Raw genomic sequence first — 12,042 nt, 5'->3', positions numbered from 1 at the left:
ACCCAACCTACAATTCGTATTTTTGGCGTTCTGATAAAAGTGCTGTTTGAACTTGTTGGTATTCAGCTTCGATTTTATCGAGTTTATCCTCAATTCCAATTAAAGTTCCGCGCGTGAGCATCTCTTCTACTTTTTTGCATAATTCTCCAAAATGATTTGCTCCGAGTGTAGCGCTAGTGGATGATAAGGTGTGGGTTAGTCGTTGCAGGTCTTTTAAATTGGTTTGCGAATGCGCTAGCTTAATTTCTCTTAATAGTCTAGGAGCGTCATCAAGATATAAATCTATTGTCTCAATTAGAAATTCTGCGGGGTTGATTGTAGGATTAAAATCTGCTATCTGGAGAATTTCTTGTAGAGCGTTGGTGTCAATAGGGGAATTTGAATCTGAGGAATTATTTAAGAGATTATCTTTATTTGCTGTTTTATTTTCTATTTGATCTGGTTGAATCTCTAATCGCTGGCATTTTTTCAAAGCTTCGACGAGTTCATTAATACGAATGGGTTTACTAAGGTAGTCGTCAAAGCCTGATGCTAAACAGCGTTCGCGTTGCTCCCACATTGTACTAGCTGTCAGGGCGATAATTGATGGACGTTGAAAAGGCGCCCATTGTTGTTGGATATGTTGTGCTGCTGTCAACCCGTCCATTTCTGGCATTTGCATATCCATCAAAACTACGTCATAGGGTTGACTACGTAGCGCATTGAGTGCTTCTAAACCGTTATTTGCCAGTGCTGGTTCATAACCCATACGCTGCAACATCAACTTAATCATTCTCTGATTAATGGCATGGTCTTCGACTAACAATATTGTTAATGGATGTTTCTGTGCGATTAATTCAATTTTTGCATCGACAGTAATATCTAATCCCTCTACTGTCAGTGGTTCTGCACCTCGATGAACAACACTAGCAACACTTTCAGGAATTGCATCAACCTCGATTGTGAAGTAAAAAGTACTGCCTTTGCCTTTTTTGCTCTCAACCCATATTGTACCCCCCATCAACTCGCAAAGCTGCTTACATATCGCTAACCCTAAACCAGTACCTCCATATTGCCGTGATATTGAAGAGTTAACTTGACTGAATACTTTGAATAAGCGCTCTTGCTCTGCTGTCTCAATTCCTACACCTGTATCTTTAACTGCAAATTCCAGTATTTGTATATTTGATTGATTCTTATTAATATCAGCTTTTGATTTAGGAGTAACGTAAATTTCAATGCTGCCAGTACTGGTAAATTTAATGGCATTACTAATCAAGTTGACTAAAATCTGACGGACTCGTGTAATATCCCCAACTACCATTTTGGGAGTTTCTACGGAATCTACAAATTTTAACTTTAATCCTTTTTCTTTGGCTTTAGGCGCCAATAAAGCAATAGCTTCATGAATGCAACGTCTAACTTCAAAGGGTTGTGTTTCTAACTCAAGTTTTCCAGATTCGATTTTAGAAAAATCAAGAATATCATTGATGATTTTATGTAATGCAATACCACTAGTGTAAATCGTTTCGACGAAATCACGCTGTTCGGAAGTTAGTTCTCCGTTTAATAATAAAGTTGCCATTCCAGTTACTGATGTGATTGGAGTTCTAATTTCATGGCTAATCATTGCCATAAATTGCTGTTTAGCAAGTTCTGCTTGCTTACGCTCGGTCATATCACGAACAATGTACACATAACCTTGAAAATGTTCAATATCGGTTTGCAGCATTGAGCAAGAAACAGCAACAGGAATAATTTTACCGCTTCGAGTTTGACAGCTAGCTTCTACTTCACCAAAAGCAGCAGCTTCAATTCCTTTAAATATACTTGTTATATGCCTTCCAATTACCTCTGTTTCCTCATATTCTAAAAGAATAACTGTAGCTGGATTAATTCTTTTAATGTTCCCTGATGGTGTTGTCGTTAACATAGCATCAGACATCGAAGTTAGAATTTGCTCGATGTATTGCTTTGATGCGGTTAGATTGCGTAATAAAAAATTTGCCTGATTTGCACTTTGCATGAGCGATTGTTCCATTACCATTCGCTCAGTTGAATCGACAACGAAAACTATTAGTTCTTTTTGAGAAGATTCTTTTTGATTTTTTATTATATGTAAATCTATATATAAAGGCGAAAATGTGTCGAGTGAACGGCTTATTCCTTTGATTGGAAAATGCTTCTGCTCACCATTTAATATTTCATCTAAGGTTTCTTCAGTTCCAGTTAGTTCTGGAAAAGTGATCCGAATATCGCTACCTAGTTTTACTTGGTTAGGATTATCTGCAAAATGCTTAACTTTTGGAGATATTTCGACAATTTTATAATCTTCACAGATAATTAAATATTCTATGACGTTAATGGACAATAGGTCATTTATTAATGTGTTCATATTCTATACGTATAATTTATTTTCTTGGACAGAAAACTGCTGAATAAGCTAAACTAAAGAATGGGCTAATAATTGAAATATTTCATCTACATTTTTACCTGTTTTTGCAGAAGTTAAATACGTAAATAACACGTTTATATTACCATCATATTGATACATCTGTTGTATTTTATCCAAATATTCAGCCTCAATTAAGTCGGATTTATTTAATGCTACAACTATACACGCTTTCGGATTTACTACTAAAAAATTTTGGATATGGTCAGTAATACTCGTCAACGTTTCCTGTTGAGTAACATCACCAACAATAATGGCGCCGCTTGCCCCTTGAAAATATGTTGAAGCAATAGCCTTAAATTTATTGCTGCCTTCAATATCCCAAATTAATAGCTGTAATTCCTTTTTCTGCTGTGGGTCTGCGTTAATTAATTCAATAGCTTTACGTGAAATTTTTACTCCAACTGTAGATAAATATTTATCGCTAAATTGTCTATCTACAAATCTTCTAATGAGACTGGTTTTCCCAACTCCAAAATCCCCAATTAAACATATTTTTTTAGATACTGTTGACATAATAATTTTTCACTTTGAGCTTAACATCCTAGGTTTCTGCTTTTAATACTACACAACGCCTTTGCCATTCAGGTTGAGCGGTATCAACCCCAGGTGGTAAGCTAGTACTAGCAATAATTTCTAAACGCGCGCTATCGACACCTTTAGCAATTAGCGCTTGCTTTACAGCTTGCGCGCGCAAGCGTGCTAGCTGTTGGAATTCTTTTGCTCCATTCGGAGAATAGCTATAACCCGTTATTTTCAAACGCTTGGTTGGATACTGGTCTAGAAACAACTTAACTTGCTTAACTTTTGATTGGAAATCTTCTGTCACAAGAGTTTCAGAATTAGCACTAAAGTAAAATCTAATACCCATTTTTGCAGGTGGTACTTCGATAGTACTAGAAACAAGCCTAACACCTGGGATTTTTTCAAATGCATTTTGAATCATTGTAACGTCCAAACTGTTTCTAACACTACCTTGAATCAAAACTCGATTATCTATATATTGAGTAGAAATAGCTGTGCCTTTGTATGAATTAAAAACGTCGGTGACTCGTTTGACTTCAGCGGCAGCAATTACAGGGTCTGGTGGTACTTCGACTGCATATATTTGATTATCTATTGACCACTTGGGAGCAGCCGCAGCAGCAATTTCTCCAGCTTTTTGACTTAAAAGTTGATTGGGAACTCGTCCTGTTAACTTGAGTTTGCCATGATTTTCCTTGACATTAAGACGGTATACTGAAAGGGATGGCGCCGAAGCTAAAGCTTCTTCGGTCTTGTTTTCAACACTCTGAATTAGTCCTCTATGATATTTCCAAATACCTAAAGGAATAAAAATGGCGCCGAGAATCCCAACGCTAATAACTAGTAAGGGGGATGGTTTATTTTTATGATTTTTATCTAATTTTTGATGCTCATAATCTTTGAGAGTTTCGAGGGTAAGATGAATTCCATTAGGTATATTTGCTGGGTCGCCATCAAAATTTTCGATGATATTTCCATGCTCTCGAACTATTTGAATTAGCTTTTGCCGCATTTGATGTAAAAATTGTTTTGGTGGCTCGCCTTTGACAACAATAGCTAGATAACAATAGCCAGCAACTTCTAAAATTATTTTGGAAGTACCGTATTCGATAGCATCCAATTCCGAAGAGGCGCCGGATTGACTAATACAATCGTTCGCAAAACTCCGAATAGCAGTTAACATCCCGGCAATCATTTCTGATTCAAGTCGTTCAGTATCGGAACGTTGAATATCTGAAATAATTAAACCCGATGTTTTATGAATTAAGAAGATAGCTTGAACAGTAAAATGTATTGCTTCTCTAAAAATTAATTCTGCTTCGGAGATGCCTTGTAGTTTAGCGCGGATTTTACGTTGGATACCTTTGACACTAAAAGTATCCTCAATTTGCTGATTAATCGCGCGGATAGTTTCACCCATATATTTAGAAATCGTACTACCGATAATAGGATAAAGAGCATCAACTACTGTATCCTGTTCAAGTTCGATTTGTTTTTTTATTGCTCGTCCCATAGTGGGAGCAAGAGCTTCGGTAATTTCTTCAGGTGCGTTATGAATTTGTTGAGAAATTGCTTCAGGGAGAATTGGAGCGAGAGCTGTACCCATACTAACTTTATCTTGGTCAGTACGGTTTTGAATCACCTCATCGATAATTGGAGTGATTACTTTTACTATATCTTCCTTCGACTCGCCGATTTTGAGTCTTAATATTTCGTGAATGCAAGGTACAAGTAACTCAATTAAAGCTGAGGGTTCATAAATTTGATGCTCCAATTTGCTTAGACTTTGATTTAGTTTTTCTGTGATGGCTTGTAAATCTGTTAATTCGGCGCCAACTAAAATGTTTTGTAATTGTTCAAATGCAGCATTTGATTTATCGTCATTTGAATAACCTAACCCCCCGACCCCCTTCCCTTCAAGGGAAGAGCGGGAGTTTATTTCTTCTTTTTTTTGTTCTTGAGGATTAATTACTGCGTAATCTACATCAGTAAATAAATTAGGCTTACTACTAGAATTAAAATGACATTCTGTGATGTCGATAATATTACTTGGTTTTGAATCAGATGTTGAATGGAATTCTAAATTGGTTGAGGTTGGTTGATGTAATATTTCTTCATATTCAATAGTTGGTATATCTTCAGAACTTGAGGTGACAGTCTCAGGTGGGTCAATAATTTTGAGGTCAGCAAGAAGACTTATAAACCCCTCCAATATTAGCTGTTCCTCGTTTGAGGTTGTAGGTTGATTATTCAATTGATGACTAAATGTGCTATTAGATGTACTGCTAGATTTACTATCGAAATTTGCCACCTGAGCCATATCACTAAACTTTATTTGATAACACTGGGTAAATGCTTAATGGTTATTTACTAATTTATACTGTATTTCAAGACGCGATTAATCGCGTCTCTACACGACCGCACTCAGCACTCATTACTCAGCACTCATTACTCATTACTCAGCACTCAGCACTCATTACTCAGCACTCATTACTCAGCACTCAGCACTCATTACTCAGCACTATTGACCGTTGCCGTTGCCGTGTTTTAATACTTTAGAGGCGCCTTCCATAATGAAGGGTAAAGACTTGTAACCTTTAGAAGCATCATCTCCAGCTTCGCGTAACTTAGGTATAAACTCTGTACCACGAATTCGCATTCCTAGGGCAAATAAGGTTTCGGCAATATCCTCTTTAGAAACTTTATCCTCTGTTAAGGCGCCAAAACGTTCCTCAAGCTCTTGTAAAACCAAGTCACGCAGTCCTGAGATGTCTTCTTGTAGTTTACCTTTGGTTTGAAATAGTTCTTCTCGTATCGAGTTGGTTTGAGTATCTAACTCTTCATCCAGGGTCTGAAAACTGCTGGTAAACCTACGGTTGACTCGATCAAGCTGCTGTCGTAAGTCGGCAGTTTCTTCCTGACTAGTCAACGAGAGTGTTTTGAGCTTTTTCTCCATTATCTCGCTTGTTGCTTTCAACTCAGCGGAAAAATTTGCTTTTAGTTGCTCGAATGTCGCGCGCATTTCTTGCTGTATCATCGAAATGTCTTTTTCGAGCTTGCCAAAACGACCATCATAATCGCGAATTTGAGTACCAAAGATAATATCGCGAATTTGGTCAATATTGCCTAGCCGTTCACGCACATCGTCCTTTGTCATCTGACTCATTGAAAAACCTGCCTTGTAATGATAGATTAGCTACCGCATTTATGGGAATCAAAGTATTTCTACTTGGTCATTTCAGAACCTAGGGAACCCTGTTGATGGCTTCTTCGTTTATTGTTCCCAGGTTTTTATACTTTTTATCAAGCTTGATGAAATTTGTTTGAGAATCGATTTTTTAGATAAACCCGGTTTTGTCACAACTTTGTCACAACTCTCAAACTATGCTAAATAACTATAGCCGAAAAAGGAGGTTATCTGATGGTGCTGCATTCTGTGTCAATTATCCCTGTTACCTTACTCGACGAATTTAAGACTTGTACTCGCTTACAATTCAATGGCAGGCTTGAAATTCAATCTTGTAAAGGTTATAAGTTCTCATTTTATTACCGTTTAGGACGAATCGTTTGGGCAACTGGCGCCGCACATCCATTTCGACGCTTTTTGAGACACATGGCACAGTATTGCCCACAAATTAGTCTTGATGCAATGCAACTGCGTGCGGAAGATACGGCAGTTGAACATTGGGGATATACTGTTTTAGAAACTTTGTGCAAGACCGATAAGATCAAACGTCAGCAAGTAATCGCAGTTGTCGATGCTACAATAGCCGAACTTCTATTTGATTTAGCACAACAAGTCAATTGTACTAGTTTGAGTTGTCAGCGCAGCCAAGACGTAATTCTGGATGCGCCAATGAGTCTATCTAGTACTGATATGTCACTTAGTTATATGTATCAATCATGGAATTCTTGGTGTGAAGCTGGTTTAGCAAATTTTTCTCCTGACTCTGCACCCGTTCTAAGACAACCTGAACAGCTTCAACATTTAGTTAATCCCACAGTATACGCAAATTTCGTCAAGGTATTAAAAGGTAAATATACCCTGCGTGACTTAGCTGTCAAAATGAAGCATGATGTTTTAACGCTAACTCGTTCCTTACTTCCTTACATTTTAAGAGGAATTGTTGAATTAGTTGAAGTGGACGATTCTCCACTATTTTCCAAAAAACCAATAGAAGAACACATTAGTTCATATCAAAATACATCTATAACACCGCAAGTAAAATCTTCAAAAACTCCTTTAATTGCTTGCATCGATGATAGTCCTCAAATTTGTATGCTCATGGAGAAGATTATCGTAGCCAATAGCATGAAGTTTATTGCCATTCAAAACTCTTTAAATATTTTACTCACATTAATTGAGACAAAACCAGACTTTATTTTCTTAGATTTAATCATGCCAGTCAGCAACGGTTATGAAGTTTGCTCACAAATACGTAGGGTATCAGCTTTTGCAAAAGTACCTGTTGTTATTTTAACTGGTAGTGATGGTTTTTTTGACAGAATGCGCGCGAAAGTTGTTGGGTCAACAGATTTTATCACTAAGCCAATAGTAGAAGAACAAATTATTAATATAGTAAATAAATATTTAGTTGCTAATACAAATATATTGCCTAAACAATCAATGGCGCCGAAATCTTTATCTATAAGTTATGCGAGTTAATTTTGATGCCCGTAGTAAGCAATGCGCGTGCTTTAAACACGGGGTGGTAAAGTAGAAAATTTAGAAATATAATTGTTTATATGAAAAATAATTAGTCAATAAACGGTGCGTTTCAACTCATGGTGTCCGATAACCTACTTGACGAACTAAGACATTGTACGCAGTTCAAGTATAGCGGTAGTTTAAATATTCAATCGTACCAAGGTCATAATTGGAGTTTCTATTACCGATACGCCTGTAGTTATCTTAACTGGTAGCGATGGTTTGGTAGATAGAATGCGCGCGAGGCTAGTTGGCTCCACAGATTTCATGTCCAAACCTGTTATCGCTGAAAAAGTTTTATCTACGTTACGTAAGTATTTACACTCAATTAAAACGAGTGCTGAGTTTTGAGTGCTGAGTGCTGAGTAGCAACTCATAACTCTTCTACAAACGTGATATATCTTGCTTTACCAGCACTTTCTAACTCAACCCAGCACTCAGCACTCAGCACTTTCTAACTCAACCCAGCACTCAGCACTCAGCATTTTCTACTAATTAATGTCACAACTTTGTCACATTTGGTTTTGTATATTGAATATGTGGTTGATGAAGAAAAAATTTCCAGGTAGCATTAACCATTCTGATAAAACCCCAGTTGAATAAAATAACTAGATTATCTATCGTCTCGTTTAATAACCCAAAACTCACGAAGTTCTGGGTTTTTCTCCTTTGAACACCAACAAAATACTACTATCCAAAGATGGAATAAAGCTAAAATGTACTCACCACTTGCGTTTAAAAACAAGTTATGCAAGAAGATACAGATGTTGTGAGTCTAACAAATCCGCTTGAACTAGTTCATCTTCAAACCAATACGCTGTTTGAATTGCCACAGCAAGATGTAATACGTATCGGTAAACCTAATGATTTAATTGTACCGGAGGTTAATGTCGCTCGCTTGCCGAACACTGATATTGTATCGCGCCAACATGCGTTCATCCATTTTGATGGTAGCAATTATTACCTTGTTGATAATGCCAGTGCCAATGGGACTTATCTCAATGGTCAACTGTTAGAACCATTGCAACGCTCTAGAATCAAGTTAGGTGATAAAATTTCACTGGGAAAGGAAAATAAAGTTACATTTGTACTACAACATAAAACCAAGGCGCCATCAGGGTCAACAAGTTATATACCATCCTCTCAAACTGTGTTCCAACCAGAAGCCAAAAATATAGTCGCACAAAAACAGCTTTCAACCCAAGTTGACAAAACGAGTAAATTCGCGGGTTTAGCTTTGATAGTTGCATCGATAATTGTAATTGCGGCTAATACTCAAGTCGGATTTTTCGTGCGTATTCCCGGTTTGATATTATGCATTGCTGGCGCTGTCTTCCTACTTCAGAGACGATTTAACCGTAACCTAGGATGGATTTTAATTGCACTCGGTCTAGCTACAATCATGTTTACTGGTAATTTCTTTGCGTCAGTAAATTTACTGTCTGTGATTTGTGCTGGAGCATTATTTGTTGTGGGATATTTATTAATGACCACTGGTAAAGTGTTTGGTTATGGATTAGATACTCTAACAAAACCAAAGTTTTTGAAGAAATAATTTAAACAATTAAAAAGCAAGTTGTTTCCGTCACTATCATACATGACCAGCACGATATCTGATATCAATAACTACGACCATATTCACATACCTGGCTCTATTCAACCACATGGAGTTCTGATTGCACTAAGCGATGAGTTAGAAGACTTGCGAATTGTGCAAATTAGTGATAATGCAGAAGAATTCTTGGGTAGAAAATCTCAAGACTTACTCAACCAACCGCTCTCTACTTTATTTGGCGCCAACTATCTGAGTGCGCTTCGAGATTTATTACAGGCTAAAACTAATTTGGATTTTTTGAAATTAACACTCACTACTCCTGAAGGTGAGAAATGCTTTGATGCGGTAATTCATCAAAGCGAGGCAAGTATTATTCTGGAGTTGGAACCGACGGTCTCAAAATCAGAAATGAGTTTTTTGAGTTTTCGTTCTTTGATAGGTGATATTATATTACAAATTCAACAAACTTCTAAACTCGATGATTTTTTTCGTATAGTTGTCTCGAAGGTACAAAGTATTACTGGTTTTGATAGGGTTGTTATATATAAATTTGACCATACTGGTTCCGGGGAAGTAATAGCCGAAGCGAAGCACGAAGAATTATCATCATATTTAGGACTACATTTTCCAACTACTGATATTCCTGAAGCTGCTCGAAAAATATATACACAGACTTCGTTACGCTACATCCCAAACCTGAATGTTCAATACAGTAATCTCATTCCGCTCGATAACCCACACACCAAACAACCTCTAAATTTAACAAAAGCATTACTGCGAAGTATCGACAAATGCTGTGTTGAGTATCATCAAAATATGGGCTTAAGTGCGCTCTTAGTCATTTCAATTCTTCAGGAACAAAAACTTTGGGGCTTAATTTCTTGCCACAACTTAACTCCCAAATATATACCTTTGGAAATTAGAAAGGCTTGTACATTCCTTGGACAAGTTATTTCGCTTGAATTGGGGAATAGAATTATTCATCAAAGACTTGATTATAAAAGTAAACTCCAATCACTACAATCGCAATTCATTACTTCAATATCTAGTGCTAATAATTTTCTTGATGCACTTGTGTCCCCTCAACCTCGTCTACTTGATGTAGTTAGCGCACATGGTTGTGCCGTTTGTTTAGGTGATGAAATTACTTTGGTTGGCGCCACACCTTGTATTGAAGAAGTTCGTAAACTAATCGAATGGATTCAAAATACTATCGATGATGATTTGTTTCATACCAACTCATTACCAAAAATTTACCCAGAATCTCTCGCGTTTAAAGATACAGCTTCTGGCTTGCTAACATTGCGTATTTCTCGTGTACGTCGCTATTATATTCTCTGGTTCCGTCCTGAAGTTTTGCAAACAGTGAACTGGGGAGGCGCACCCGACCCCATATATAAAGTAACAGAAGAGGGTAATTTAAAAGTTTCTCCACGTAAATCATTCGCATTATGGCAAGAAACGGTGAAGTTAACTTCGCTTCCTTGGTTGGAGTGCGAAATCGATAGCGCTCTTAATTTAAGAAACGCGGTAGTTGGTATTGTTCTTAATAAAACCGATGAACTAGCGAAAATTAACCTCGAACTTGAAAGGAGTAATTTAGAACTAGATTCTTTTGCTTACGCAGCTTCCCATGACCTAAAAGAACCGTTACGAGGTATCCATAATTACTCGAATATTTTAATCGAAGACTACGCGCATCTACTCGATTCAGAAGGGGTGGAGTTATTAAATACTTTACTCACTTTAACTCAGCGTATGGATATGCTGATTAATGTTTTACTGCGATTGTCTCAATTAGGACAAACCGAACTTAGAACACAATCAGTTGATTTAAATGATTTACTTAGACAAGTAATAGAAATGTTTCGTGCGAGTCGGCAAGGGGATAATTTTGACATTCGTATACCTAAATTACTTCCTTTGGTAGATTGTGACCCAGTTTTGATCTCTGAACTATTTACAAACTTGATTAGTAATGCCTTCAAGTATAACGACCAAGCAGATAAATGGGTTGAGGTTGGCTATCTTGATTCCACCGAGCAACTTCAAAAGGGCATTGACACAGATTCATTAATATTTTACGTTCAAGATAACGGTATTGGTATCCAACCTCATCACCAAGAAATTGTTTTCCGTTTATTTAAGCGACTTCACACCAGAGAAAAATACGGTGGTGGTACTGGTGCCGGATTAGCGATTGCCAAAAAAATTGTTGAGCGACATGGGGGTAAAATCTGGGTAGAATCTACTTATGGACTAGGTTCGACATTTTTCTTTACAATATAATAATTAAATTAATATTTCTTATGGAATTTAAAAAAAAACTATTGACTCATGATAAATAAAGATCAACAAGAAGCCTTGCTTGTCGTGGAAGATAGCAACGAAGACTTTAACATCTTGAAGCGACTGATGCGGCGCCTTGACGTTAAAAATCCTATATACCGCTGTAGTGATGGAGATGAAGCTTTAAGTTATCTCTATCGTGAGGGCGTTTACGATAATCCTGAAATAGCACCTAGACCTTCGGTTATTCTTCTAGATTTGAATTTACCAGGTATCGATGGTCGTTATGTTCTTGAACGAATTAAGCAAGATATAACCTTTAGAGAAATCCCCATAGTTGTATTTACCACATCCGCAAACCCCAAAGATATTCAACTTTGCTACCAAAAAGGTGCTAATGGGTATCTAATTAAACCAATGGACTACCAAGAGCTTCATAATATTATGCGCGCGTTCGTTGATTACTGGCTAGATTCAAACGTGGCGCCGAAGAACGAATAGTTTGATTGAGTTTTAATAAGATTTGTTACAAAG

10 protein-coding genes are annotated in these 12,042 nt (G+C 37.1%); 5 read left to right on the top strand and 5 right to left on the bottom strand.

From position 1 onward, the window contains the following. Nucleotides 1–7: 7 nt before the first annotated feature. Genes AC2JBO_RS03805 through AC2JBO_RS03795 form a run of 3 tightly spaced genes read right to left on the bottom strand, consistent with a single transcriptional unit; the run spans nucleotide 8 to nucleotide 5,276 of the window. On the bottom strand, nucleotides 8–2,374 hold the full coding sequence (locus tag AC2JBO_RS03805) for a PAS domain-containing hybrid sensor histidine kinase/response regulator (RefSeq protein WP_496952294.1): 2,367 nt from the start codon (nucleotides 2,372–2,374) through the stop codon (nucleotides 8–10). A 48-nt stretch (nucleotides 2,375–2,422) separates the two neighbouring features. Further along, nucleotides 2,423–2,947: a Rab family GTPase gene (locus AC2JBO_RS03800; protein ID WP_496952293.1), complete on the bottom strand. Its 525-nt coding sequence runs from the start codon at nucleotides 2,945–2,947 to the stop codon at nucleotides 2,423–2,425. A gap of 28 nt (nucleotides 2,948–2,975) precedes the next feature. Then, a complete protein-coding gene (locus AC2JBO_RS03795) occupies nucleotides 2,976–5,276 on the bottom strand; it encodes a BON domain-containing protein (protein ID WP_496952292.1) in 2,301 nt (766 codons plus the stop codon). A 32-nt stretch (nucleotides 5,277–5,308) separates the two neighbouring features. Here AC2JBO_RS03795 and AC2JBO_RS03790 point away from each other — a divergent pair, with 32 nt between their 5' ends. Further along, nucleotides 5,309–5,515, top strand: coding sequence for a hypothetical protein (locus AC2JBO_RS03790; RefSeq protein WP_496952291.1), 207 nt, complete (start codon nucleotides 5,309–5,311; stop codon nucleotides 5,513–5,515). Here AC2JBO_RS03790 and AC2JBO_RS03785 read toward each other — a convergent pair. Beyond that, the gene (locus tag AC2JBO_RS03785; RefSeq protein ID WP_496952290.1) at nucleotides 5,478–6,122 is read right to left on the bottom strand and encodes a hypothetical protein; all 645 of its coding nucleotides are present in this window, start codon (nucleotides 6,120–6,122) and stop codon (nucleotides 5,478–5,480) included. The two genes, AC2JBO_RS03790 and AC2JBO_RS03785, sit on opposite strands and share 38 nt — an antisense overlap. A gap of 255 nt (nucleotides 6,123–6,377) precedes the next feature. Between AC2JBO_RS03785 and AC2JBO_RS03780 the strand changes: the two genes are divergently transcribed. After that, nucleotides 6,378–7,622 carry a response regulator gene (locus tag AC2JBO_RS03780; RefSeq protein WP_496952289.1) on the top strand — a complete coding sequence of 415 codons (1,245 nt, stop codon included), beginning with the start codon at nucleotides 6,378–6,380 and terminating at the stop codon, nucleotides 7,620–7,622. 182 nt (nucleotides 7,623–7,804) lie between these two features. Here AC2JBO_RS03780 and AC2JBO_RS03775 read toward each other — a convergent pair whose 3' ends face one another. Further along, nucleotides 7,805–8,041, bottom strand: a complete 237-nt coding sequence (locus AC2JBO_RS03775; protein ID WP_496952288.1) for a hypothetical protein — start codon at nucleotides 8,039–8,041, stop codon at nucleotides 7,805–7,807. Between the two features lie 371 nt (nucleotides 8,042–8,412). Here AC2JBO_RS03775 and AC2JBO_RS03770 point away from each other — a divergent pair, with 371 nt between their 5' ends. From AC2JBO_RS03770 to AC2JBO_RS03760, 3 genes are read left to right on the top strand one after another with little or no spacing between them, the layout of a single operon-like run. After that, nucleotides 8,413–9,219 carry an FHA domain-containing protein gene (locus AC2JBO_RS03770; protein ID WP_496952287.1) on the top strand — a complete coding sequence of 269 codons (807 nt, stop codon included), beginning with the start codon at nucleotides 8,413–8,415 and terminating at the stop codon, nucleotides 9,217–9,219. A 42-nt stretch (nucleotides 9,220–9,261) separates the two neighbouring features. Continuing rightward, entirely contained in the window at nucleotides 9,262–11,508 is a 2,247-nt protein-coding gene (locus tag AC2JBO_RS03765; RefSeq protein ID WP_496952286.1) for an ATP-binding protein, read from the top strand. Nucleotides 11,509–11,556: 48 nt separating this feature from the next. Then, nucleotides 11,557–12,009: a response regulator gene (locus tag AC2JBO_RS03760; RefSeq protein ID WP_496952285.1), complete on the top strand. Its 453-nt coding sequence runs from the start codon at nucleotides 11,557–11,559 to the stop codon at nucleotides 12,007–12,009. Nucleotides 12,010–12,042: the final 33 nt, after the last annotated feature.

It is taken from the genome of Calothrix sp. CBUCES-K 9914 (assembly GCF_059640475.1).
This window is presented reverse-complemented; position numbering and strand designations above follow the sequence as displayed.

Coding starts and splice junctions, on each gene's coding strand:
- AC2JBO_RS03805 (WP_496952294.1), bottom strand. CDS start 2,374: ATGAACACATTAATAAATGACCTATTGTCCATTAACGTCATAGAATAT.
- AC2JBO_RS03800 (WP_496952293.1), bottom strand. CDS start 2,947: ATGTCAACAGTATCTAAAAAAATATGTTTAATTGGGGATTTTGGAGTT.
- AC2JBO_RS03795 (WP_496952292.1), bottom strand. CDS start 5,276: ATGGCTCAGGTGGCAAATTTCGATAGTAAATCTAGCAGTACATCTAAT.
- AC2JBO_RS03790 (WP_496952291.1), top strand. CDS start 5,309: ATGCTTAATGGTTATTTACTAATTTATACTGTATTTCAAGACGCGATT.
- AC2JBO_RS03785 (WP_496952290.1), bottom strand. CDS start 6,122: ATGAGTCAGATGACAAAGGACGATGTGCGTGAACGGCTAGGCAATATT.
- AC2JBO_RS03780 (WP_496952289.1), top strand. CDS start 6,378: ATGGTGCTGCATTCTGTGTCAATTATCCCTGTTACCTTACTCGACGAA.
- AC2JBO_RS03775 (WP_496952288.1), bottom strand. CDS start 8,041: ATGAGTTGCTACTCAGCACTCAGCACTCAAAACTCAGCACTCGTTTTA.
- AC2JBO_RS03770 (WP_496952287.1), top strand. CDS start 8,413: ATGCAAGAAGATACAGATGTTGTGAGTCTAACAAATCCGCTTGAACTA.
- AC2JBO_RS03765 (WP_496952286.1), top strand. CDS start 9,262: ATGACCAGCACGATATCTGATATCAATAACTACGACCATATTCACATA.
- AC2JBO_RS03760 (WP_496952285.1), top strand. CDS start 11,557: ATGATAAATAAAGATCAACAAGAAGCCTTGCTTGTCGTGGAAGATAGC.